Source organism: Peribacillus simplex (assembly GCF_001578185.1).
Classification (GTDB): domain Bacteria; phylum Bacillota; class Bacilli; order Bacillales; family DSM-1321; genus Peribacillus; species Peribacillus simplex_A.
In genome coordinates this window covers 852,152-876,108 of record NZ_CP011008.1, presented here as the reverse complement: position 1 = coordinate 876,108, position 23,957 = coordinate 852,152, and the positions used below count along the sequence as shown (strand labels likewise).

Genomic DNA, 23,957 nt, shown 5'->3' with positions numbered 1-23,957 from the left:
GCCTTTAATGTTTCATGTTGTTGTTATTCCCTTGTGCGGGGGCATACGAATTCATCATTTGTTGCATATCCTGCTGTGCAAGCTGTGGAACTTGGTAGTAATGATGTTTGTTTTGATATAACGAAATCTCATATGCCATTTCAATGCAGTTCGGAACGGAATCTGCAAACACACGGCGAACCACCGGATTCGTTATTTCAAGCGCTGCCATCGCTTTCATGGATGCTGCAGACTTAACAGCTCCAAGCATCAAGCCTGCAATGCACTCATCTGTAATTTCCGACACGGATTGCAAAGGTTTCTTTGGCTGGGTTGGTGTCAATCCATATATAAAATCATTACCTTGATTCATTTTGTAGCTCTGGGTTGGTTTAGAAGGATCTTGGCCCGTTTGGAAGCACTCCAGTGAAATATTATATTCATCTTGGATGAACTGATATTGACGATCCAGAATGTCCATCAATTCCTGATCCTGAGCATGCTGACGCAAAAGCATGTAAGTGTTTAAAGTTCCAATCGCTCCCGACAACACTTCATGTACATCGAATACTTCGTGACCACCGTGATTCATTTGTGGGGGAATAGCACCCGTTTGCATGTTCTGGTGTACTTGACCTTGTTGATTTTGATTTTGCATTTTATTTCCCTCCTCGTTTCGTTTCATCAATGATGTGAACAAGCTTAGTATGTTAAAAACCAACAGGATTATTCAATAAACTCTTCCGCCCTACATCATGTTGTCTGTATAAAAAAAGCCTGATGTTCTAAACTATAAACACTTTATATGTATGGGAGGCTTTCAAATGACTCATAAATGCTTCTATTGTACTGATGACACGGAAGAAAAAAAAATCCATGTCGTAACATTTCAAGTTACTGACACGGATAGAAATGAAATGCTCTGTGATGAATGTTATCAAGAATGGCTACAAGGAATAAAAGGCTAAATTACCCTCTAACATTTCCAAACATTAACTCATAGATTCATGGATTAGTACAAGGTAACTTAAATGCGTAAAATAGTTCAAGGAGGATGGTTATGGGAATTTTAAGCGGAAACCCAAAAGAAGAGCCTATGCATTACGGAGAGGTATTTGGTACATGGGCATTTCTAACAACAACAAAAGGGTTAATTGCATGTCATCAAACAATGCTCAATCACACTGGTGACAAGGACCTGCATAAATTACTTGTAGAAGTGATAAATCAAGGGAAACAGGAAAATGACCAAATTGAATTATTATTAAAAGAAAATAACGTAGGACTGCCTCCATCACCACCTGAAAGGCCTAAAGCTAATTTAGAGGATATTCCCGTTGGGGCACGTCTTCAAGATCCTGAAATCTCTGCTTCAGTATCAATCGATATTAATGCAGGATTAGTTGCTTGCAGCCAGATCATGGGTCAATGCATCCGCGAAGATATCGCAGTGATGTTCGCACAATTCCATGCAAAAAAAGCAGCATTGGGTGCTGATTTCCTAAGATTAAATAAGGAAAAAGGATGGCTGGTCCCTCCCCCTCTTCATATTAATAAAACAAGTTTGTAATGAAATATCCCTTAATCATGTTGACTTTATGATTGAATGCCCCACATGATTAAGGGATTAATTCCGATAACGAAAGGACGATTAAGGAATCACTACCATTGCAGACTTTCGATTAAGTAGCACTTTGTACATTGTTGACTATAATCATTTTTTACAAATTCATGATTACAATTCTCCCGATAAATGTTCAGCTCTCTTTTTAGCTGTTCCAATTGAGTTTCCAACTGTTTCATTTCAACTTTTATCTGGATTACCCGATTCATCGAATTCTCCCTCTCGTCCGAATCATTGATAGATTTCTCCGTCCGTTTTCCTAAATTCATTCGCTTTTTCTTTAAGCCCTTCATCGATTACCGACTCAAAACCCAGTCCCTTTTCTTTTGCCAAATCACGGATGTCCTGGGAGATTCTCATACTGCAGAATTTAGGTCCGCACATTGAACAGAAATGGGCTGTTTTGGCACCTTCAGCCGGAAGAGTTTCGTCGTGATATTCAACCGCCCTTTCAGGGTCGAGAGAAAGATTGAACTGATCTCTCCAACGAAATTCGAATCTAGCCTTCGAAAGGGCATCATCCCGTTTTTGTGCATCCTTATGGCCCTTTGCAAGGTCAGCTGCGTGGGCTGCAATTTTATAAGTAATGACCCCTACTCGAACATCCTCTTTATTCGGAAGTCCCAAATGCTCTTTCGGTGTCACATAACATAGCATGGCAGTTCCAAACCATCCAATCATTGCCGCACCAATCGCAGAAGTAATATGATCGTATCCAGGAGCTATATCCGTTGTTAAAGGTCCTAAGGTATAGAATGGAGCTTCTTGACAGACTTCCAGCTGCTTATCCATATTTTCTTTAATCAAATGCATCGGTACGTGACCGGGTCCTTCCACCATGACTTGAACATCGTGCTTCCAAGCAATCTTCGTCAGTTCCCCCAGTGTTTCCAATTCAGCAAATTGCGCCTCATCGTTTGCATCTGCAATGGATCCAGGACGGAGGCCGTCACCTAATGAAAATGAAACATCATATGCCTTCATGATTTCACAAATCTCTTCAAAGTGAGTATAGAGGAAGCTTTCTTGGTGGTGGGCCAAGCACCATTGTGCCATGATGGACCCCCCTCGTGAAACAATTCCCGTAACTCGCTTTGCTGTTAAAGGGATGTACCGCAAAAGCACACCAGCGTGTATGGTGAAGTAATCGACACCTTGCTCGGCCTGCTCGATTAATGTATCCCGAAAAACTTCCCAATTTAAATCTTCCGCGACTCCATTCACTTTTTCCAATGCTTGATATATCGGAACCGTCCCAACTGGCACTGGTGAATTCCTGATAATCCATTCCCGGGTCGTGTGAATATTCTTTCCGGTGGATAAATCCATTATGTTGTCGGCTCCCCAACGTGTAGCCCAAGTCATTTTCTCCACTTCATCTTCAATCGATGAACTAACAGCTGAGTTTCCTATATTCGCATTTATTTTCACATGAAAATTACGTCCGATGATCATTGGCTCACTTTCAGGATGATTAATATTTGCCGGAATGATCGCCCTGCCGCTAGCTACCTCTTCTCTTACAAACTCAGGGGCAACATTTTCCCTGATTGAAATGAACTCCATTTCGGGGGTGATGATACCTTTACGTGCATAATGAAGCTGGGTTGCGTTTTTACCTTTCATTGCACGCAATGGCTTTCTTTTCAATCCCGGAAAAATTTCAGCTTTGGATTGTGACTCCACTTTTTTATACCCATTATCTTCGGGTTTTATTTCACGTCCTTCATACTCTTCAACGTCTTCACGTTCCAGGACCCAATTGCGTCTAATCGGGGCAAGGCCTTTATGAATATCAATGGGATATTCTGAATCCGTATATGAACCGCTTGTGTCATAAACCCGCAAAGGCGGATTCTCCTCTTCGCCGAATGCACCTGTAGTGGGACTTAGCTTAATTTCACGCATAGGTACTTTAATATCAGGTCTAGATCCCTCAACATACACTTTTTTACTCCCGGCAAAACTGGACATAATTGAAACGTTCATGTCATTTACTGAATTACTCATCATGATTTCATTTCTCCTTTTTAAGTTCATTTAAAAAGGACAAAATCCAATCCATTTCGCACGAAAAAACCGGATCTCATATTTAAGACCCGGCTAACGTTAGTATTACTACAGAAATGACCAAATGAAATGTCATTGTTTAGTAGATTCTAACTTCCCCACGCTGGTATGAACCAGATCAGGTCCTGAGGGTTAAGAAGCATAAGCGCTTCTCTCTCAGCCCAACTGTTATTGGACACCCCTAGTCTGAATAATTTAATTGATTACAGGGTAACTATATATCACCCTTTTCATTCTGTATATAATTCGAAAGTCCTAATACTTTAGGTCATCCTCTCCAAATTCTTTACTTGGAGAAGGATCACCAATTAATTTTCCAGGCTCTCAAGGATTGGGAAAAGCCCCTCTAAATGCTTGATTTCATAGGTTGGAAGCACTTCATTCCGTTCCTTATCATGGCGATTTATCCAAACCGACTTTATACCTACCCGTGATGCCCCAAGGATATCCGTCATTAAATTATCGCCGACCATCAATACTTCATCCTTATCAAGCTCCATGATCTCCAAAGCATGCTCAAAAATGGAGGCATCCGGTTTACCTCGTCCAAAAGCTCCAGAAATGACGATTTGATCGAAATAAGGAACTAGTTCAGGTGTAATTTCAAGTTTAGTATTTTGGAGTTCAGGAGAACCGTTTGTCAACAATAGCATTTTGTACTTCCCTTTTAATTCATCTAACACACGGAATGATTCTTCATAAATAAATGGCTTTTTACGTCTCTCTGCAGGGAAACGTTCTGCCAGTTCGAGTCCAAATGCCGGGTCATCGATCCCTAATGCCTTCAAGCCTCTCGTCCATGCTTCTTTCCGATAATTTGGTGCAATCACGGCCATCTTCCGGAATTCATCATGATCATCCTGAAAATTTCCCCACAGTCCTTCAAATGGGTTGATTCCGATCATTTGTGTAAATCCATAAGTATCGTAAGAAGAATAAAGCTCACGCGCTTCCTTCCGAACTGCTTCTTCAAACTCGTCGACATTTAAATCATATTTCTCCTTAGCCACTTTACATGTGGCCACAAAAGCCTCTTTTACACTTTTCTGATCCCATAGTAATGTATCATCTAAATCAAAAAAAACTGCCTTCACCAAATTGTCCAACCTCTTTCCCTATTATTGAATTCGTAAAAATTACACTATTACAATAATAAACCACAACCAACGGAAAAAGAATAACTAATCGGAAAAGGCCTGCATCTTTCTTAAGTAAAATGTTCAATATACCAGACTTACCTTCTATGGTGGGAAACCCTATATTTTTGACTTATCATCTTTCGAATACATACAGCTTTCCATTACCGGCAATCTTGAATTTTGGACCGGTGAACCCCCGTCGGATCAGCTCTTTCCTCATATAGACCATAAGGGCGGCATGACTCACGATCAGAACATCCCTTTCCCCCTTTGCAAAAACTTCATCCAATACTCTATTGATCCTTCGTTCGGCGATCTTAATTTCCGCCCTTGTCTCCTTGTTGAACAGCGAGCAGCAGCGAATCCAGATGGCCCAAAGGATGAATGGCAGCTTCACCTTCCCTTTGAGAGGGGGAGAAGGTATTTCCCGCAGCTCCTCCATCCGATGAACCGTACCTGGATAAATATGTTCCGCTGTCTTGACAGCTCTCGACATATTACTGCAATAACATTCCTGCCATTCCTCCACGCCAAGTAAGGTCGTTCCATAAATAATATCCGCTGCATCATAGTCCACAAACCATTGCTTCATATCATCCGCCGTCACAGATTTCCCAGTAGGGAATTCATGTGCCACCTTAAAATGCCGTACTAAACCAATTTTCATTTTTTTCTCCTCTTTAGCTTTTGAATTATAAAATTAACTTTCTATTTGATCCACCAACTTATATAATAGGTAATGTAAAAATTATACAAAGGTGGTAATTGAATGCTATCCAAGAATTTCACTAAGATTTTCCTTGCTGTCGCATTAGCTTTTACATGCATCTCTTTTTTACTGATAAAAATCGACTCTGTCTCCGCAGCCACTACAGAAAACGCAACGGTAAACACGAAGAATTCCCCTTTATCTGTTAGAAGTGGTCCCGGCACCAGCTATAAAAAAGTAGGATCGTTGGAGAAAGGGAAAGCCGTAACCGTTTATTCAAAAACAAAATCCGGCTGGTCGGAAATTCGGTACAATGGAAAAAAAGCCTATGTATCTACTAAATATTTAAAATTCAGCAATGTGAAGATAACCAAGAAAAAGTATAAAAATATTAGTGACTTGTCGTATCCGCAAGTATCAGGACTAAAAAGTAAAGCAGCTCAGGATAAAATTAATCAGGTGTTAACTAAGCATGCCAAGGATGCCTATTCCTTTTATCTGCAAGCAAAAAAGGATAGGGAAAAAGATAAAAATGAGGAATGGTGCAAAGAATCCCCATACACTTGCCAGTATAGTTACAGTATTTCGTATAAAGTGAAATTCAACCAGGATGAAAAGCTAAGCATTCTTTTTGACGATTACTCCTATAGCGGTGGAGCTCATGGAATGGGATACACAACATCCTATAATTTTAAAGTGTCTTCCGGTAAACAGGTGAAAATCAGTGAAATCCTCACATCCAAAGTGAAATATACGAAGGTGCAGAAATATGCTTTTGACTACATGAGGAAAAGAGATAGTTTTTATGTAAAAAAACAGAGCGAGGTTCCCGTCAATAAGGATTCACAGTTCTATTATACAAATGGGGGGATCTATCTCGTATTCCAAGAATATGAAGTAGCTCCTTATGCATTTGGCCGCCCTGCAGTAAAAATCCCAAGTAAGGTTTATAAATAATTTCGTCGCACAGGGGCTAACTCCTGTGCTTTTTTAGTGCCTTACATTCAATATATCTAACAAATGATGAAAAATATAGAACCATATTTCACAGTCTGATGCGATTTCATGCATACTTACCATCGCATTCAAAAAAGTGGATTTTTTTAATAATAGATATTTGATGGGAATATGTTTTTAACCAATGCCGAACTTACTTTTATCTGATGTAAACATAATGCGAAGATGTTCTTAGTTAAAGGACGGGGTTTACCTGATATGGATGGATGGGACCGAATACGAAGAAAAGAAGGCTTGTTATGCTAACCAAAACAGCTTTAATATGATCCAAGAATAATGAAAATAGAGAAGGCTTTTTACCTTCTCCATTTTTTCACTTCAAAAATTGGAGTTCAGTAATCGTACATATTTTTCTAAATTTATATTTACCACTCATATCACTGAATTGATAATTATTTAGTACCTTTTCCAACTGTCCTTTTAGCTTTTCTTCCATGATAAATGAATCGACAGCCTCTTTCCAATTTTCTTTTCCGATTAACTCTTCGAATGGAATGGTAGTTAGGACTTCATCATAAATCTGGATGCTTTGATCGATGCCAAAACTTCCGTATATGCTGCCATTTTCATCAGCAAAAATATGCTCCGATTCCAGATCCTCCACCAGCACCTCTAAAAACCCCTTTGACTCAACAGGCTTGATGGCTATCTCTGCTTCCGCCCTTACAGGTCCCAGCCTCTTATCGACGATCTCTATCGTCAATTTAACGTGAACGGGCGGATACCCAAACCCTTTACAAAGTTCTGCTGCCGAATTATATACCATCATCTATACATCCTCCTTTTGTCACTATCATTATATAATATAAATACTCCATCTCATTACCAAAAGCCCTTGTTCAAGTTCACTTGGCATCGTTTCTTTTTTGAAGATCAACTCATCTTTTTCCCTATCATAATAATAGATTTTGAATGTTTCATCTCCGCTTAAATCCGTACCGCCAGTCAACACGCCAAAAAGTCCATTTCCCATATCGACCATATTGGAATAACTGGCCTGAGGATACACATTATACCCTCCATCATCCATTGGATCAATCATCACATTCCCGGATCCACCTGAAACAAAAGCAACGATAATAGTCAAGAAAAGCAGATACTCTTCAGTTCACACACATAATGATCATTCATCTTTTTTCACCTTTTTTATACGATATCCATAATATAACAATAATTTCAATCTATTTGTGTCCCTAATAAAAAAGCCCATGCAGATCGAACCATCCCCCGAATAATGGACACAGTAAAAAAAGTCCCTTATTCGAGGTTTTCTATGTCCTCATACTAGAAACCCGTTTATAATCAAAAGTCTACTAAGCCTATGAACACCTATTTCTCCCAAGGATTAAATGCCCTTCATTAAGTTGAATCCGGTTCATACAAAAAAAGCCCCGGAAAACCGGGACTCACCTATGAAACACTTATTTAGTAACCTTATAAATTCACATTGTCATTGTGCTTTTCATGCTTATACTCTCTTAGAACCTCGTTAAATACATCGGGATAATTCGTAAACAGCCCCGTTGCACCCCATTCTAGAGCTTTTTTCATGTCCGCTCTTTCATTTACTGTATATGGATGGAATTGAAGGTCATGATTTCGAACCATCTTCACATATTGTCCGTCCACCTTATTGAAGTTCGGGCCAACGCCAATGGCATATTTCTTAATGGATTCCAATTCCTCATCAGAAATGGTTGCTTGGTTCTTATAAGAAAAAAGCTGTACAAGTCGTAAATTTGGATTCATGGCATGAACCTTCAACAGGCTTTCTTGACTGAACGATTGTATAAGTACATTTTTGGTACGGCCTTTTGAATCCACCAGTTTATTTTCTTTCAGAACTTGCAGAAGTTCTTCTTCCATTCCTGGATATACATCAGGAGACTTTGTTTCAATATAGTAATTGGCCTGCCTGCCGAATTTCATAAAGACTTCTTCAAGAGTGGGTACCGTTAACCCTTCATATTTCTTTTTTGCCAATTGCGGATATTTTTCATTGAACCATGTACCGGCATCTAGTTTTTTGATTTCTGCCAGCGTTAAGTCTTTCACTAGACCTGTACCATTCGTTGTACGATCCACCTTTTCATCATGCATTGCTATCAATCTTCCATCCTTTGTCATCTGAAGATCGATTTCTATGTAGTCGCCTTTCATTTGTTCTCCCAATTGATATGCGGGTATGGTATGTTCAGGAGCATAACCGGAAGCTCCTCGATGTGCGATATTCACAATTTTCCTCTCATAAATAGATGAATTCGAATGATCTTCATTTGCTGCTGAGGCCTCCATGGAAGTAGCCTGCAATATAAAAGCCGCACTCATCATGCATAAACCGAATTTCTTTATATTCGTTTTCATTTTCCCTATCCCCTTCCTATTATTACCACCATTTTAGAAGGGGAATGTGAATCTACAGCAAATATAGTGTAAAGAAATAATACATTAGTTAAAATGGGTAAAATGCCCCGTGAAGCAAATTACTTGCAAGGCCTCCGTGCAGTTCGTTATACCCAACCTAATTCCATGAACCCATTCCATTCGCCTCCCCATCATCCATTTCCCCTTGATTTAGAAGGATTTGTTACATACGTTGACAAGATCTATTTTTTTCTGATTTACAAAAAACTAGTATCAGATTACTATTAAACAAACAGAATATTTATATTAAGGGGAATTATGTTAAAAAACTATCAATATTATCAAAACAAACACCGATTTATACTGAAGGCATTCATGGCAATGATATCCTTTTTACTATTAGTTGGGATTTCCGTATCACCTATAAGTTGGAAAGATAACCCCTACGATATGACATTCCAGGTCATTTTAATATCGGGGATGATAATTTCTCTGTTGTTTTTCTTAAAAACAGAAGTCAATTTCTATAAAACCCTATTCATTTCTTTAATTACTGTTTATATATACAGCAAATTCTGGATTTTCCCAGATACCGCAATTATGCTGGCTTTTTTTGCTATAGCACCCTTGATTCCCATTTTTCTCTTTGATAAAATCGGATTTTATATTGTCGCCACTTTAAATATCATATTAGGTCCTGCTTCCATCTTGATCATTTCGCAAACGGATCTTAAATACACTTATGAGTATGTTTCATTGGATAGTTTCGGCAATACGATTAATTTCATCGCTATACAAATCATATTGGTATTTGTGTTCATAGGAACCAACAATAGGATGGAATCCACTAATGCATTCCATAAGGAGATCCAACAGGCCAAGCAATTGAACTCAGTCGGTCAGCTAGCAGCCACCATTGCACATGAGATACGAAATCCCATTACAGTCGTGAAGGGGTTTGCCCAGTTATTGGATCAAGAGAAGGAACTGAATGAGACGGAAAAATTTTATGTGCAGACCATGCTTACAGAACTTGAATATACACAAGTGATAATCAATGACTATTTGTCTTTGGCAAAACCGCAAACGGATAATATTCAGGTCATTCCTTTAAATTATGAAATCCAAAAGATTTCCGATCTATTATCCAGTTTTGCCAATAATCGAAACATAGGCTTTCAACTTGATTTCCGTGATGACCTACAAATCAATATGAATCCGATCGAGCTTAAACAGATACTGGTCAATATCATGAAAAATGGAATTGAGTCGATGAACAATCCCGGATTCATCAAGGTGGAAACAGAGAAGGAACTCACTATGGCAAAAATCCGAATAACGGATACAGGAATAGGTCTTTCCAAAGAACAGCTTGAAATACTCGGCACCCCATTCTATTCGCTTAAAGATAGGGGAACTGGTATCGGCCTGACCGTTTGTTATTCCATCGTTCAAAAATACAAAGGGAAAATCGTGGTACAGAGCGAATTGAACAAAGGAACATCCTTCACTATTTATTTGCCCTTATATAGCGAAATAGATTAAAACATACATTAACAAACAAGAAAAAGGATGACCTCCCCAAACCGGGCGGTCATCCTTTTCAATTAGGCTTTAAAGCTATCTTGCCATTTCAGCAAATGATTTTCTAAAAAGCGGACAAACGAGTCAGAAATTTTACCAGCCATGGCAAAAATAATGATGCCTACGAATACGACGTCCGTTTGCATGAATGAACGGGCATCCTGGATCATGAAGCCCACCCCTCTATCTGCACCCAACAATTCAGCGACGACCAAGCACATCAAATGGCCTCACTTAAAATTCACTTCAATGAATTCAATCTCTTCTGCCGCACTTAATGTGCCATGGGCTTTTCCAACGGTACCTTCTTTGGCTTTCCAAAAGAAGTTATGGTCCTGAACGATCGTGCTAAAATTAAAGTTCCCCCACCTGGCAGCAATGCCGAGCAATCTATCTCTATGCTGAAAATCACTTAAATCCACTATTTTATAAACCTCTTCTATAATCTTAGGGGACATTGGTATAGCTCCCCATTTATCTTGCGATCGAACTTTTTGATGAGTCATTTTATGCATGACGTCCATGACTTCCGTTTCGGTTGAGTCTTCATCAAGCCCTGTTTCAAATTCAATCCCATCATATATCGCTGTTTTCGCTTCAAGTTCCGCCTCTCTAGCTTTCGCTTCCCTTTGGGCTGTGATTTTCACATCCTCTCTTTCTCTTTCAATTTGTTCTTTGGTTTCCCTGGCTTCGACCTCCAGTTGTGCTTTTTCGTAATCATTGGAGTTTTCCATGATTTTAAAGGAAGCAATCCCCAACCCGAATAATGCCACAACAAAGATTCCACTAATAAGTAAAACCTTTTTCGTTTTCTTCATTGAAACTTCCTCCAAGATATTGATAATGTTAGATAATATTTATTTTAGCATATTAAATGGATGGACTATCCAGAAAAGGAAAACATCCAAAATCCTTTTCTCAGCCCTTTTCAAAAAGAATTTCAGTAGTTTCAGATTTCAATAGTCACCCTTGGCACCCTTCTATTTTTTCACACATATGGAATGGTGGTCATATCTCTTCTTCCTCCTAACAATAATATTGGCTATGCGGCCATTGAGATGAAGCTAAATTAGTGGATCCAAAAAAGTATTGGAACGAGGTATGGGGAGGATTTGTAAATAAATATATGGAGTAATGTCGAAGGTAAAAAAGAAACTGCCGATATAGATATCGACAGTTTCTTTTCGTTTTCATCCAGCTTATTTTTGAGCTTACTGATGGCGTTTTTATCAGGATTACTTATCCTGAACGATTATTTCATCGATTATACCGTAATCCTTCGCCTCTATTGCGCTTAAGAAGTAATCACGATCTGTGTCCTTCGCCACCTTTTCGATAGGCTGCCCAGTCCTTTCCGAGATGATTTGATTGATATGATCCTTTAGTTTCAAAATCCTTCGGGCAGAAATTTCAATTTCCGTGGCTTGCCCCCTCGCCCCACCAAGCGGTTGATGAAGCATGATTTCACTATTTGGCAAAGCGCACCTTTTCCCTTTCGTACCCGCCAATAAAAGCATGGCACCGAATGATGCAGCCATCCCCGTACATACAGTCCGGATATCAGGCTTAATATATTGCATCGTATCATAAATGGCGAAACCGGCACTGGTCGAGCCCCCTGGACTGTTTATGAAGATGGTAATTTCCTTCTCAGGTGCATCTGCTGCCAAGAATAACAATTGGGCAACCACACTATTGGCTAAATGATCGGTGATTTCTTCCCCAATCATGATGATACGGTCTTTTAGAAGTCTGGAATAAATATCATACGAGCGCTCACCCTTGCCTGATTGCTCAATTACATATGGAATGGTGGTCATATCTCTTCTTCCTCCTAACAATAATATTGGCTATGCTGCCATTGAGAGTGTGTTTGAAGGAGTGAAGCTTGATTTGGAAAGAATCGAACGATTCATCAGTTTAGGAGTCATTGATTCACTGTCCAGGGATTTGAAAGATGGAATGCTTCTAATGAGGATATCAGGATTCTGGACTTTTAAAGCCTGTGTCATCAGGGACATGAGCCGCTGTTCCTCCTCATCCTGCCAATCTTCCACACAAGACAACTTACGCTCTTCAACGTCATCGTCAAAACGCTTTTTCACACGGTTCAAGATTGCCTTTACAGCCGTTTCCGTGGTGTTCAAATAATCTGAGATTTCTTTTGACCGATAGAGGAATCCTTCCTTTAACAGGAACACAACGGCTTGTTTCGGGGTAAGTGACTTTATTATATATTCAACCGTTTCAAAGGCATTTTCCCCAACTGATCCCTGTTGTTCGGTATCCACCAGTTCGTCTAATGATTCTTTTTTCCTTTTTCGTATCGTATCAATCCAGGAATGGCGGGCTATCGTCTTCAATAAGGCCGTTGTTATCTCGGTTTTCTTTCCATAGCCCTGCATTGCCTTCAATACCGTTTCCTGTGCCAAATCATCCCCATCCCAATTATTTTGGGTCAGGAATCGGCAAAACCGAAGCAATTCAGGATAGACTTCACGCAAAATCTCACCGTTATCCTTTTCTTCAGAAATATCTTCCCTTAACTTATTTATCATTTTTCTCACTCCTTCAACACCCTCTATCCTATAAACGTTTCAGAAAGAGAAAAAGATATGGGGGTGAAAAATTTTCCTTCATTCTTCATTATATTCTATTCCATTTTTTCCATTGGATTTCCTTTCATACTAAAAACCTGTTTGATTAAGATCCAAACAGATTAGTTTCAATGTTCTATATGAACAAATATGGCCTTCTCCGCTGTGTACCCGTTCGTCACCAATCATTTCAGCAAAGCTATATTTTCCAAAACACTTCATATTCCCCGTTAATTCCACTCCGTTCCATTAAGCCAATCAGCCAAATCTTTGGATGTCCCCCCGCTCACGATAATATTCGGTCAATATGTCCTTATCTTTGCGCTAAACCCCGACGTCCCGGATATCCTTGTTGTCCTGAATTTCAAATTTACGGGTGATCCATAGGAACTCTGCTGCTACTCCAAGTGTTCAATGCATTCAACCGTATATTCGCTAGGTTCCATAACGTTTTCTTCAATACCAAACCAACTGGAGGCGCGACTCTCATTAGCGCTATCTTTACAATAGTTCACCAAAGAACCTGCTGGCATCTCTTCTTGATCGCTCATCTCTTCAAAATTAACTGATTGCTCGTTATGACTCCCGCTGTCTGTCTTTTCATTCTCCAAGTCTGCAAACATGAACATACAGTAAAAAACCGCAACCATAATTGACATAGTAAACAACCTTGACATTAAAGGCAGTAACTTTTTCAATATAACTAAACCTCTCTTCATGGTGGTTTCCCAATCCTGCTGTTAAAGCATAATAAATTCAGAATGAGTTAATCCATCTATTAAATATCCATCAAAACATCAGTTTAGAAAAATATTCCTATAGACTAATTATATCAAGTTCCAGAAGTTTTTAATGCCATTATTCAACCTTAATACGAATAAACAACTAAAATACTTCGAACCCTTAAAAGTGGACAGTCCAAAAGATGTCAGTATATACCTCACATTGACTTCCATCCTTTTCAAGTGTTACTCTTAAATTAATAAAAAGTATACATTCAAAACACTGATTCCATTAGCGTGAAATAAGGGTGATCTCATTTGCCAAAAGAACATTTAATTGACGTTCAACCTATCAGATCATTGGAAAAATTAGATGATATGAAATGGTCACTGAAGAGACATTGCAGCGAGAGAGACTACATATTGTTCTTGTTAGGCATCAATACAGGCTTGCGTGTGTCTGATTTATTATCGATGAAGATAAAGGACATTAAAGGTAAGATGGAGGTCATCATCAAGGAAGGCAAAACAAAAAAGCCAAGAATAATACAGCTTAATAATGTATGTAATGAATTGGCAGCCTATATAGCCACCATCCATGGTGAATGGCTATTCCCCTCACGTAAGGGCGATAAGCCAATTAGCAAGATACAAGCCTACAGACAGCTTAATAAAGCAGCGGACATGGTGGATATCGAGGGCGTTGGTACCCATACCATGAGGAAAACGTATGGGTACTGGTTCTATAAACGAAGTAAGGACGTTGCTGAATTACAAGTGATCCTTAATCATTCACATCCTGAAATTACACTCAAGTACATTGGGATTGCTGCTGAAGGAACAGAGGACAGCTTTAATGATATTATGGGAGGACGGAAGAAATGTCACTGACTGAATACAATGCAAAATATGAATATATCATTCGAAGCAATATTTCCGATAGGCAAAAGGCATTGAAATTAGCTGATTTAATGACCGATATGGAAGGCCACCTAAGAAATGACATCGGGGATCATCGGAATAAAGAGGTACATGCATTATATAAAAAAGTATCTCTCCTATCCAACTTGTTATGATCACCTTAAGACCCTTGCCATATGTGCAGAGGTCCTTTTTTTGCCGTGAAAGTGAGTGATTTGTTTCTCAGGTAACCATGAAAGTCTTGCAAATTAGGGCAATGTCTCAGGGGATGATTTGCTTTCCCGTCAACAAATCTTTCCCATTCATGGCCAGCTCACAGCCTATCCTTGCCAACTCCAGACTGTCCATTTCATTGGCAAACTGCTTCGAGTACAATTCAATTAAGTCCTCCACATTCTCAATAGTGGGATCTTGCAACAATTCTCGGAAAAAATCTAAAATAAGCCTGAATCTTTCATTCTCACTGTCACCTGCAATCATGTAGGTCACAGTCAATGCTCCTGCATTGATCATCAGGTTTAACGGCTTGGATGGCTTGTTTGTCTCTAACTTGGCAATCGAATTAAATGGTCACCAGTAGGGTCTTTGCCTACATAGGAAAAGACATTTTCCTCTTTTTCCATTAATACAAGAGCAAGTGTCAAAACTTTCGATATGCTCTGCAGGGTCATTTTCCCACTTACATCCCCCGATCCTTTTCCGTCAGGATAGTAAATAGCAACAGATAAATCCCCAGGATTCGCCTTTTCAAGAGCTGGAATATAGTCTGCCACCGTTCCCATATTTGTAAATAGTTTTGCCTGATCGACCAGTTGCTGTAACTCGTCATCGGACCTGCATTGACATCCCATATAGTTCACAATTTGCCGCCCCTTAGAAAATTTATTGTTTGTAGTTCTTAAATAGTAGTTTTTTATTTATTACCATATTTCACTGATATTATTTTAAAAAAGTACGAAGCTGAAAATAAATAGGAGTAAGGTTAAAGGAGGTACTTTTCTGGTTGATAACGGGACTAGTGCATCATGTCTCAATATAAATTTTTAACATCACAATAACACACTCCTACGCAGAACATGCTTCTAAATTACTTTGGTCGTGTTAAAGACAAAGATAAATAACAACATATACGGGCAACGGTCAAGCAGTAAGACAGCTAAGCTAACGCCATGTAAAAAAATCAGGAGCAACTTCACTGCTCTTTAAAGAAGATTTAATTGAAAAAAGAAGGAATTAGACGCGTTCAGACGGAAATATAGACCATACGAATATTATCGCATAAGCTTTCATATGTATTTAACACTTGATGGAAAGTAGGAAAAGCCATGGGAAAATCGAAGAGTTTACAAGAAATCTATAACGCCAACCGTCCAGAAAATAATGAACTTTTCCGAGCGATACAACAGCATCTACAAATGAAGCATCCAGACAAACGAATGACAGCTACGAGAACATTGCAAGTAATTGTGGCTGATAGTGTTTCATTCGGAGAGCTGCGTAATGTGGAAGCCCGCCTTCTTCACAGTCAATAAGGATCTGTTGTTTCATAAGCCCTTTGAAAATTTTAAACACAGAAAGGATTTCATCAATGAAAGAATTTCTAAAAAAATTCTAAAACATTGGGCTTAATCGAGCCACTTGTGACACTGGCTTTTTTTAAAGCAGCTATTTACTGGATGCTCAACCAGACCTAGCAATCCAGCTTAAATAAACATTTCACATGTAAGTTGGCTCGTTTTTTAAACTCAGCAACATTCATTCTTTCGCTGCTTCGGTGCAATGATTTTTGCCTTTGGAAAGTCGCTTGTTTTATACAGATCTACTTTCATTTGGTGAGCAAAAATGCTGAACAGCTAAAGATTGACAATACTTTTATGGTGACTCATACTTGAAGTGTCTTAAAGACAGAATATTGAGAATGATGGAGGGGTAATTATGAATAAAATTTTCGTTCCTAACGCAATCGCCACTTTAACAAGACTTTTCTACAGTTCAACTACACAGAATGAGTATTTAGCGATGCGAACCGCTCAATTCTACATTGAAGACCTGAAGTTACTACAAGACGTGGAAGCTGTTGCCCTGGCAATTGAAAATCAAAATGCTTTCGCTTTAATGTCTAAATTTAAATTATTTGATTATAAGGCTGCTGAAGAAATTGAAATTGCACTATCCTCTGCTGGGTATACGGAAGCAGAACTAAATGTTATGAATATTGAAATCTAAAATCATTGGCCAATCATTACTTTCGGAACGAATGGTAGAGTTAGCGCTCTTTGACCCATTCGTTTTTATTTTTACCGTAACACAGAAAACGCTCCATAAACTATCGCTGTTAAAATAAATTGTGAATGAATACTCTGATGTGTGATGCCTAAGCATATGAAATGAAATCCTAACGCCCTTAATCTCAGATAATAGACCGTAATGTTTTATTGGTTTTGTATGTTCCTTTGTTTTAATTCTCCTTCATCTTGATTGATGAATAACTTGTCAATTTTACCATTCCCTCAAACCTTCAATTAAATGTCCTGTTAATCCTTCACCTTTGAAATGATGGGCAGCACTTTTTAAAATAAGTTTTTGTCTGACGAATCAGCACGGAATTATTTTTCGCACCAGTTACTTCTATCCCTGCTTGATAATAAATTTCCCCTTATACTCATTGCATACTACCCTCGCACATTATTTGTACATATTTTGTAGTGGGCGAAAACACAAAAAAGCTTCACACAATTAAGTGTGAAGCTTGATGTAATAGCGATCCTTCGCTATTGATGATACCGGTGGCCGGGGTCGAACCGGCACTCCAGAGGAACACGATTTTGAGTCGTGCGCGTCTGCCAATTCCGCCACACCGGCATGTATGTTGGAGGCGGCAACCGGAATCGAACCGGTGGTAAAGGTTTTGCAGACCTCTGCCTTACCGCTTGGCTATGCCGCCAACGTTTTTGGAGCGAAAGACGGGATTCGAACCCGCGACCCCAACCTTGGCAAGGTTGTATTCTACCACTGAACTACTTTCGCATATGGCTGGGCTAGAAGGGATCGAACCTTCGCATGACGGAATCAAAATCCGTTGCCTTACCGCTTGGCTATAGCCCATTAACGTTGTATTCATTATACCATGATTTGTTAAAAAATGGGGCGACTGATGGGAATCGAACCCACGAATGCCTGAACCACAATCAGGTGCGTTAACCACTTCGCCACAACCGCCATTATAAGATTTAAATTGGCAGGGGTAGTAGGACTCGAACCCACACTGGAGGTTTTGGAGACCTCTGTTCTACCTTTAAACTATACCCCTGTAAGATGGTGGAGGGGGGCAGATTCGAACTGCCGAACCCTAAGGAGCGGATTTACAGTCCGCCGCGTTTAGCCACTTCGCTACCCCTCCGCATATGGATGAAACATGGTGCCGGCAAGAGGACTTGAACCCCCAACCTACTGATTACAAGTCAGTTGCTCTACCAGTTGAGCTACACCGGCACTACTATGGTGGCTCAGGACGGAATCGAACCGCCGACACAAGGATTTTCAGTCCTTTGCTCTACCGACTGAGCTACTGAGCCAAGCAATAAAAATGGCGGTCCCGACGGGAATCGAACCCGCGATCTCCTGCGTGACAGGCAGGCATGTTAACCGCTACACCACGGGACCATAGATTGCGGGGACAGGATTTGAACCTGCGACCTTCGGGTTATGAGCCCGACGAGCTACCGGACTGCTCCACCCCGCGACGTTAATAATGTTGCTATTATACATCAGGTTTTCGTGTTGAGTGTTTCAATGGGATGAATAATCAATCCATTATGTAGAAACAACCTGATTTTATTGAAAATGGTGGAGGATGACGGGATCGAACCGCCGACCCTCTGCTTGTAAGGCAGATGCTCTCCCAGCTGAGCTAATCCTCCAATATGTTGTCTAAATGGTGACCCGTACGGGATTCGAACCCGTGTTACCGCCGTGAAAGGGCGGTGTCTTAACCGCTTGACCAACGGGCCAGTTGTAAAATGGCGGAGAGCAAGGGATTTGAACCCTTGAGACAGGGTTACCCGTCTACACGATTTCCAATCGTGCTCCTTCGGCCACTCGGACAGCTCTCCAATAATGGCTCCGCAGGTAGGACTCGAACCTACGACCGTTCGGTTAACAGCCGAATGCTCTACCACTGAGCTACTGCGGAACAATATAAGCTTGGCGACGTCCTACTCTCACAGGGGGAAACCCCCAACTACCATCGGCGCTGAAGAGCTTAACTGCCGTGTTCGGAATGGGAACGGGTGTGACCTCTTCGCTATCGTCACCAAACATTGTTAACATTTTTTCAAGACATATATTATTATAACGTCTTTTTGAGAAAATGCAAGAAGAAATTTTCATTCCTTCAAAACTAGATAATAAGAAGGTATTTCATTTTTTTAAAAAGCGTTGGTTAAGTCCTCGATCTATTAGTATCAGTCAGCTCCACATGTCGCCACGCTTCCACCTCTGACCTATCAACCTGATCATCTTTCAGGGATCTTACTAGCTTGCGCCATGGGAAATCTCATCTTGAGGGGGGCTTCATGCTTAGATGCTTTCAGCACTTATCCCGTCCGCACGTAGCTACCCAGCTATGCCTTTGGCAAGACAACTGGTACACCAGCGGTGCGTCCATCCCGGTCCTCTCGTACTAAGGACAGCTCCTCTCAAATTTCCTGCGCCCGCGACGGATAGGGACCGAACTGTCTCACGACGTTCTGAACCCAGCTCGCGTACCGCTTTAATGGGCGAACAGCCCAACCCTTGGGACCGACTACAGCCCCAGGATGCGATGAGCCGACATCGAGGTGCCAAACCTCCCCGTCGATGTGGACTCTTGGGGGAGATAAGCCTGTTATCCCCGGGGTAGCTTTTATCCGTTGAGCGATGGCCCTTCCATGCGGAACCACCGGATCACTAAGCCCGACTTTCGTCCCTGCTCGACTTGTAGGTCTCGCAGTCAAGCTCCCTTGTGCCTTTACACTCTACGAATGATTTCCAACCATTCTGAGGGAACCTTTGGGCGCCTCCGTTACTCTTTAGGAGGCGACCGCCCCAGTCAAACTGCCCACCTGACACTGTCTCCCACCCCGATAAGGGGCGCGGGTTAGAATTTCAATACAGCCAGGGTAGTATCCCACCAACGCCTCCACCGAAGCTAGCGCTCCGGCTTCTCAGGCTCCTACCTATCCTGTACAAGCTGTACCAAAATTCAATATCAGGCTGCAGTAAAGCTCCACGGGGTCTTTCCGTCCTGTCGCGGGTAACCTGCATCTTCACAGGTACTATAATTTCACCGAGTCTCTCGTTGAGACAGTGCCCAGATCGTTACACCTTTCGTGCGGGTCGGAACTTACCCGACAAGGAATTTCGCTACCTTAGGACCGTTATAGTTACGGCCGCCGTTTACTGGGGCTTCGGTTCAAAGCTTCGCTTGCGCTAACCTCTCCCCTTAACCTTCCAGCACCGGGCAGGTGTCAGCCCCTATACTTCGCCTTGCGGCTTCGCAGAGACCTGTGTTTTTGCTAAACAGTCGCCTGGGCCTATTCACTGCGGCTTTTCCGGGCTATTCACCCTAAAAAGCACCCCTTCTCCCGAAGTTACGGGGTCATTTTGCCGAGTTCCTTAACGAGAGTTCTCTCGCACACCTTAGGATTCTCTCCTCGCCTACCTGTGTCGGTTTGCGGTACGGGCACCTTACATCTCACTAGAGGCTTTTCTTGGCAGCGTGGAATCAGGAACTTCGGTACTATATTTCCCTCGCCATCACAGCTCCGCCTTAATGGAAACGGGATTTGCCTCGTTTCCGGCCTAACTGCTTGGACGCGCATATCCAACAGCGCGCTTACCCTATCCTTCTGCGTCCCCCCATCGTTCAAACGATGTATAGGTGGTACAGGAATATCAACCTGTTGTCCATCGCCTACGCCTTTCGGCCTCGGCTTAGGTCCCGACTAACCCTGAGCGGACGAGCCTTCCTCAGGAAACCTTAGGCATTCGGTGGAAGGGATTCTCACCCTTCTTTCGCTACTCATACCGGCATTCTCACTTCTAAGCGCTCCACCAGTCCTTCCGGTCTGACTTCAACGCCCTTAGAACGCTCTCCTACCATCGACACCAAAATGGTGTCAATCCACAGCTTCGGTGATACGTTTAGCCCCGGTACATTTTCGGCGCGGAGTCACTCGACCAGTGAGCTATTACGCACTCTTTAAATGGTGGCTGCTTCTGAGCCAACATCCTGGTTGTCTAAGCAACTCCACATCCTTTTCCACTTAACGTATACTTTGGGACCTTAGCTGGTGGTCTGGGCTGTTTCCCTTTCGACTACGGATCTTATCACTCGCAGTCTGACTCCCAAGAATAAGTATTTGGCATTCGGAGTTTGACTGAATTCGGTAACCCGTTGGGGGCCCCTAGTCCAATCAGTGCTCTACCTCCAATACTCTCATCTTGAGGCTAGCCCTAAAGCTATTTCGGAGAGAACCAGCTATCTCCAGGTTCGATTGGAATTTCTCCGCTACCCACACCTCATCCCCGCACTTTTCAACGTGCGTGGGTTCGGGCCTCCATTCAGTGTTACCTGAACTTCACCCTGGACATGGGTAGATCACCTGGTTTCGGGTCTACGACCTCATACTCATTCGCCCTATTCAGACTCGCTTTCGCTGCGGCTCCGTCTTATCAACTTAACCTCGCATGAAATCGTAACTCGCCGGTTCATTCTACAAAAGGCACGCCATTACCCATTAACGGGCTTTGACTACTTGTAGGCACACGGTTTCAGGATCTATTTCACTCCCCTTCCGGGGTGCTTTTCACCTTTCCCTCACGGTACTGGTTCACTATCGGTCACTAGGGAGTATTTAGCCTTGGGAGATGGTCCTCCCTGCTTCCGACGGGATTTCTCGTGTCCCGCCGTACTCAGGATCCACTCAGGAGGGAACGAAGTTTCAACTACAGGGTTTTTACCTTCTTTGACGGACCTTTCCAGATCGCTTCATTTACCCCGTTCCTTTGTAACTCCATGTTGAGTGTCCTACAACCCCAAGAGGCAAGCCTCTTGGTTTGGGCTAATTCCGTTTCGCTCGCCGCTACTCAGGAAATCGCATTTGCTTTCTCTTCCTCCGGGTACTTAGATGTTTCAGTTCCCCGGGTCTGCCTTCAGTACCCTATGTATTCAGGTAAAGATACTGTTCCATTACGAACAGTGGGTTTCCCCATTCGGAAATCTCCGGATCAAAGCTTACTTACAGCTCCCCGAAGCATATCGGTGTTAGTCCCGTCCTTCATCGGCTCCTAGTGCCAAGGCATCCACCGTGCGCCCTTTCTAACTTAACCGTTAAAAAAGATCTTACTGATGCTTTGAAAAAAATTAATTGCCTTCTATCTATTATCTAGTTTTCAAGGAACAAAGTAGAAAGAATCCATCACATCGTGATGTTTATCTTTCGTATTTGAATGAATTACTCATTCAAAACTGAACAAAACAAAAGCGCTCTCGTAATTATCCTTAGAAAGGAGGTGATCCAGCCGCACCTTCCGATACGGCTACCTTGTTACGACTTCACCCCAATCATCTGTCCCACCTTAGGCGGCTGGCTCCATAAAGGTTACCTCACCGACTTCGGGTGTTACAAACTCTCGTGGTGTGACGGGCGGTGTGTACAAGGCCCGGGAACGTATTCACCGCGGCATGCTGATCCGCGATTACTAGCGATTCCGGCTTCATGTAGGCGAGTTGCAGCCTACAATCCGAACTGAGAATGGCTTTATGGGATTCGCTTACCTTCGCAGGTTTGCAGCCCTTTGTACCATCCATTGTAGCACGTGTGTAGCCCAGGTCATAAGGGGCATGATGATTTGACGTCATCCCCACCTTCCTCCGGTTTGTCACCGGCAGTCACCTTAGAGTGCCCAACTGAATGCTGGCAACTAAGATCAAGGGTTGCGCTCGTTGCGGGACTTAACCCAACATCTCACGACACGAGCTGACGACAACCATGCACCACCTGTCACTCTGTCCCCCGAAGGGGAAAGCCCTATCTCTAGGGTTGTCAGAGGATGTCAAGACCTGGTAAGGTTCTTCGCGTTGCTTCGAATTAAACCACATGCTCCACCGCTTGTGCGGGCCCCCGTCAATTCCTTTGAGTTTCAGCCTTGCGGCCGTACTCCCCAGGCGGAGTGCTTAATGCGTTAGCTGCAGCACTAAAGGGCGGAAACCCTCTAACACTTAGCACTCATCGTTTACGGCGTGGACTACCAGGGTATCTAATCCTGTTTGCTCCCCACGCTTTCGCGCCTCAGTGTCAGTTACAGACCAGAAAGTCGCCTTCGCCACTGGTGTTCCTCCAAATCTCTACGCATTTCACCGCTACACTTGGAATTCCACTTTCCTCTTCTGCACTCAAGTTCCCCAGTTTCCAATGACCCTCCACGGTTGAGCCGTGGGCTTTCACATCAGACTTAAGGAACCACCTGCGCGCGCTTTACGCCCAATAATTCCGGACAACGCTTGCCACCTACGTATTACCGCGGCTGCTGGCACGTAGTTAGCCGTGGCTTTCTGGTTAGGTACCGTCAAGGTACCAGCAGTTACTCTGATACTTGTTCTTCCCTAACAACAGAACTTTACGACCCGAAGGCCTTCTTCGTTCACGCGGCGTTGCTCCGTCAGACTTTCGTCCATTGCGGAAGATTCCCTACTGCTGCCTCCCGTAGGAGTCTGGGCCGTGTCTCAGTCCCAGTGTGGCCGATCACCCTCTCAGGTCGGCTACGCATCGTCGCCTTGGTGAGCCATTACCTCACCAACTAGCTAATGCGCCGCGGGCCCATCTATAAGTGACAGCGTAAACCGTCTTTCCATCTTCTCTCATGCGAGAAAAGAACGTATCCGGTATTAGCTCCGGTTTCCCGAAGTTATCCCAGTCTTATAGGCAGGTTGCCCACGTGTTACTCACCCGTCCGCCGCTAATCTCAGGGAGCAAGCTCCCATCGATTCGCTCGACTTGCATGTATTAGGCACGCCGCCAGCGTTCGTCCTGAGCCAGGATCAAACTCTCCGAAGAAATGTTTGACTTGCTCATTTTGCTTTTTTAATAGTGTGTGCTCACTTAAAATTTAACGTTGGCGCTTTGTTTTGTTCAGTTTTCAAAGAGCAATTTCGTTGTCGTTACTTCGTAAGCGACTTTTACATCTTAT

At 42.2% G+C, this 23,957-nt stretch carries 20 protein-coding genes, 15 tRNA genes, 3 rRNA genes, 2 pseudogenes and 1 riboswitch; of the genes and pseudogenes, 8 read left to right on the top strand and 32 right to left on the bottom strand.

Features of this window, described 5'->3' with window-relative positions; all coding sequences use genetic code 11:
• Positions 1-4 precede the first annotated feature (4 nt).
• Positions 5-637 carry a spore coat protein gene (locus UP17_RS04110; RefSeq protein ID WP_061461775.1) on the bottom strand — a complete coding sequence of 211 codons (633 nt, stop codon included), beginning with the start codon at positions 635-637 and terminating at the stop codon, positions 5-7.
• A gap of 166 nt (positions 638-803) precedes the next feature.
• On the opposite strand from UP17_RS04110, the gene UP17_RS28185 reads away from it, so the two are divergent.
• Positions 804-947 carry a hypothetical protein gene (locus UP17_RS28185; RefSeq protein ID WP_167555965.1) on the top strand — a complete coding sequence of 48 codons (144 nt, stop codon included), beginning with the start codon at positions 804-806 and terminating at the stop codon, positions 945-947.
• A gap of 92 nt (positions 948-1,039) precedes the next feature.
• Positions 1,040-1,549, top strand: a complete 510-nt coding sequence (locus UP17_RS04105) for a DUF3231 family protein (protein WP_061461774.1) — start codon at positions 1,040-1,042, stop codon at positions 1,547-1,549.
• Positions 1,550-1,641: 92 nt separating this feature from the next.
• Here the strand turns inward: UP17_RS04105 and UP17_RS27295 are convergent, their stop codons facing one another.
• From UP17_RS27295 to UP17_RS04090, 4 genes are all read right to left on the bottom strand, one after another.
• Positions 1,642-1,812, bottom strand: coding sequence for a hypothetical protein (locus UP17_RS27295; RefSeq protein ID WP_155727214.1), 171 nt, complete (start codon positions 1,810-1,812; stop codon positions 1,642-1,644).
• A gap of 22 nt (positions 1,813-1,834) precedes the next feature.
• Positions 1,835-3,616, bottom strand: a complete 1,782-nt coding sequence (gene thiC / locus UP17_RS04100) for a phosphomethylpyrimidine synthase ThiC (RefSeq protein WP_061461773.1) — start codon at positions 3,614-3,616, stop codon at positions 1,835-1,837.
• A 135-nt stretch (positions 3,617-3,751) separates the two neighbouring features.
• Positions 3,752-3,866: riboswitch (TPP riboswitch) on the bottom strand.
• A gap of 115 nt (positions 3,867-3,981) precedes the next feature.
• Positions 3,982-4,770, bottom strand: a complete 789-nt coding sequence (locus tag UP17_RS04095; RefSeq protein ID WP_061461772.1) for an HAD family hydrolase — start codon at positions 4,768-4,770, stop codon at positions 3,982-3,984.
• A gap of 175 nt (positions 4,771-4,945) precedes the next feature.
• Positions 4,946-5,479 carry a histidine phosphatase family protein gene (locus UP17_RS04090; RefSeq protein ID WP_061461771.1) on the bottom strand — a complete coding sequence of 178 codons (534 nt, stop codon included), beginning with the start codon at positions 5,477-5,479 and terminating at the stop codon, positions 4,946-4,948.
• Positions 5,480-5,581: 102 nt separating this feature from the next.
• Between UP17_RS04090 and UP17_RS04085 the strand changes: the two genes are divergently transcribed.
• Positions 5,582-6,478, top strand: a complete 897-nt coding sequence (locus UP17_RS04085) for a PdaC/SigV domain-containing protein (RefSeq protein ID WP_061461770.1) — start codon at positions 5,582-5,584, stop codon at positions 6,476-6,478.
• Positions 6,479-6,851: 373 nt separating this feature from the next.
• Here the strand turns inward: UP17_RS04085 and UP17_RS04080 are convergent, their stop codons facing one another.
• The 3 genes from UP17_RS04080 to UP17_RS04070 all read right to left on the bottom strand — a co-directional run bounded on the left by UP17_RS04080 (position 6,852) and on the right by UP17_RS04070 (position 8,902).
• Entirely contained in the window at positions 6,852-7,307 is a 456-nt protein-coding gene (locus UP17_RS04080; protein WP_061461769.1) for a hypothetical protein, read from the bottom strand.
• Positions 7,308-7,334: 27 nt separating this feature from the next.
• Positions 7,335-7,583 carry a hypothetical protein gene (locus UP17_RS04075; protein ID WP_155727212.1) on the bottom strand — a complete coding sequence of 83 codons (249 nt, stop codon included), beginning with the start codon at positions 7,581-7,583 and terminating at the stop codon, positions 7,335-7,337.
• A 389-nt stretch (positions 7,584-7,972) separates the two neighbouring features.
• On the bottom strand, positions 7,973-8,902 hold the full coding sequence (locus tag UP17_RS04070; RefSeq protein WP_061461767.1) for a glycerophosphodiester phosphodiesterase: 930 nt from the start codon (positions 8,900-8,902) through the stop codon (positions 7,973-7,975).
• Between the two features lie 318 nt (positions 8,903-9,220).
• Here UP17_RS04070 and UP17_RS04065 point away from each other — a divergent pair, with 318 nt between their 5' ends.
• On the top strand, positions 9,221-10,447 hold the full coding sequence (locus UP17_RS04065; protein ID WP_061461766.1) for an ATP-binding protein: 1,227 nt from the start codon (positions 9,221-9,223) through the stop codon (positions 10,445-10,447).
• Between the two features lie 62 nt (positions 10,448-10,509).
• Here the strand turns inward: UP17_RS04065 and UP17_RS04060 are convergent.
• The 5 genes and pseudogenes from UP17_RS04060 to UP17_RS04040 all read right to left on the bottom strand — a co-directional run.
• A pseudogene (locus tag UP17_RS04060) lies at positions 10,510-10,707 on the bottom strand (ABC transporter permease); the annotation flags it as partial.
• 9 nt (positions 10,708-10,716) lie between these two features.
• The gene (locus tag UP17_RS04055; RefSeq protein ID WP_061461764.1) at positions 10,717-11,304 is read right to left on the bottom strand and encodes a DUF6241 domain-containing protein; all 588 of its coding nucleotides are present in this window, start codon (positions 11,302-11,304) and stop codon (positions 10,717-10,719) included.
• Between the two features lie 417 nt (positions 11,305-11,721).
• On the bottom strand, positions 11,722-12,306 hold the full coding sequence (gene clpP, locus UP17_RS04050; RefSeq protein WP_061461763.1) for an ATP-dependent Clp endopeptidase proteolytic subunit ClpP: 585 nt from the start codon (positions 12,304-12,306) through the stop codon (positions 11,722-11,724).
• A 30-nt stretch (positions 12,307-12,336) separates the two neighbouring features.
• The gene (locus UP17_RS04045; RefSeq protein ID WP_061461762.1) at positions 12,337-13,044 is read right to left on the bottom strand and encodes a sigma-70 family RNA polymerase sigma factor; all 708 of its coding nucleotides are present in this window, start codon (positions 13,042-13,044) and stop codon (positions 12,337-12,339) included.
• A 437-nt stretch (positions 13,045-13,481) separates the two neighbouring features.
• On the bottom strand, positions 13,482-13,742 hold the full coding sequence (locus UP17_RS04040) for a hypothetical protein (RefSeq protein WP_155727210.1): 261 nt from the start codon (positions 13,740-13,742) through the stop codon (positions 13,482-13,484).
• 441 nt (positions 13,743-14,183) lie between these two features.
• Here UP17_RS04040 and UP17_RS04035 point away from each other — a divergent pair, with 441 nt between their 5' ends.
• Positions 14,184-14,696, top strand: coding sequence for a tyrosine-type recombinase/integrase (locus tag UP17_RS04035; protein ID WP_061465964.1), 513 nt, complete (start codon positions 14,184-14,186; stop codon positions 14,694-14,696).
• Complete coding sequence (locus UP17_RS04030; protein WP_061461760.1) at positions 14,687-14,881, top strand: hypothetical protein; 195 nt, start codon at positions 14,687-14,689, stop codon at positions 14,879-14,881. Before UP17_RS04035 ends, UP17_RS04030 begins: the two co-directional genes overlap by 10 nt.
• A gap of 109 nt (positions 14,882-14,990) precedes the next feature.
• Here the strand turns inward: UP17_RS04030 and UP17_RS26025 are convergent.
• Positions 14,991-15,577 (bottom strand): annotated as a pseudogene (locus UP17_RS26025) (glutaminase); the annotation flags it as partial.
• A gap of 474 nt (positions 15,578-16,051) precedes the next feature.
• Between UP17_RS26025 and UP17_RS04015 the strand changes: the two are divergent.
• Entirely contained in the window at positions 16,052-16,258 is a 207-nt protein-coding gene (locus UP17_RS04015; protein ID WP_061461757.1) for a hypothetical protein, read from the top strand.
• Positions 16,259-16,661: 403 nt separating this feature from the next.
• Positions 16,662-16,952, top strand: a complete 291-nt coding sequence (locus UP17_RS04010; RefSeq protein ID WP_061461756.1) for a hypothetical protein — start codon at positions 16,662-16,664, stop codon at positions 16,950-16,952.
• A gap of 555 nt (positions 16,953-17,507) precedes the next feature.
• On the opposite strand, the gene UP17_RS04005 is transcribed toward UP17_RS04010, so the two are convergent.
• The 18 genes from UP17_RS04005 to UP17_RS03920 all read right to left on the bottom strand — a co-directional run bounded on the left by UP17_RS04005 (position 17,508) and on the right by UP17_RS03920 (position 23,824).
• Positions 17,508-17,588: transfer RNA gene (locus tag UP17_RS04005), tRNA-Leu, on the bottom strand.
• Positions 17,589-17,596: 8 nt separating this feature from the next.
• A tRNA-Cys gene (locus UP17_RS04000) sits at positions 17,597-17,670 on the bottom strand.
• Between the two features lie 8 nt (positions 17,671-17,678).
• A tRNA-Gly gene (locus UP17_RS03995) sits at positions 17,679-17,753 on the bottom strand.
• A 3-nt stretch (positions 17,754-17,756) separates the two neighbouring features.
• Positions 17,757-17,831: transfer RNA gene (locus tag UP17_RS03990), tRNA-Gln, on the bottom strand.
• Between the two features lie 38 nt (positions 17,832-17,869).
• Positions 17,870-17,945: transfer RNA gene (locus UP17_RS03985), tRNA-His, on the bottom strand.
• Between the two features lie 17 nt (positions 17,946-17,962).
• Positions 17,963-18,036, bottom strand: a tRNA-Trp gene (locus tag UP17_RS03980).
• Positions 18,037-18,042: 6 nt separating this feature from the next.
• A tRNA-Tyr gene (locus UP17_RS03975) sits at positions 18,043-18,126 on the bottom strand.
• A 16-nt stretch (positions 18,127-18,142) separates the two neighbouring features.
• A tRNA-Thr gene (locus tag UP17_RS03970) sits at positions 18,143-18,218 on the bottom strand.
• A gap of 7 nt (positions 18,219-18,225) precedes the next feature.
• Positions 18,226-18,301: transfer RNA gene (locus UP17_RS03965), tRNA-Phe, on the bottom strand.
• Positions 18,302-18,313: 12 nt separating this feature from the next.
• Positions 18,314-18,389 (bottom strand) — tRNA-Asp (locus UP17_RS03960).
• Positions 18,390-18,394: 5 nt separating this feature from the next.
• Positions 18,395-18,468, bottom strand: a tRNA-Met gene (locus UP17_RS03955).
• Between the two features lie 102 nt (positions 18,469-18,570).
• Positions 18,571-18,646: transfer RNA gene (locus tag UP17_RS03950), tRNA-Val, on the bottom strand.
• Positions 18,647-18,661: 15 nt separating this feature from the next.
• Positions 18,662-18,736: transfer RNA gene (locus tag UP17_RS03945), tRNA-Glu, on the bottom strand.
• Positions 18,737-18,746: 10 nt separating this feature from the next.
• A tRNA-Ser gene (locus UP17_RS03940) sits at positions 18,747-18,838 on the bottom strand.
• Between the two features lie 5 nt (positions 18,839-18,843).
• Positions 18,844-18,918 (bottom strand) — tRNA-Asn (locus UP17_RS03935).
• Positions 18,919-18,927: 9 nt separating this feature from the next.
• A 5S ribosomal RNA gene (rrf, locus tag UP17_RS03930) occupies positions 18,928-19,043 on the bottom strand.
• A 120-nt stretch (positions 19,044-19,163) separates the two neighbouring features.
• Positions 19,164-22,097 (bottom strand): 23S ribosomal RNA (locus UP17_RS03925).
• A gap of 176 nt (positions 22,098-22,273) precedes the next feature.
• Positions 22,274-23,824: ribosomal RNA gene (locus UP17_RS03920) — 16S ribosomal RNA — on the bottom strand.
• The 16S, 23S and 5S rRNA genes sit together here with 15 tRNA genes alongside, the layout of an rRNA operon.
• Positions 23,825-23,957 lie beyond the last annotated feature (133 nt).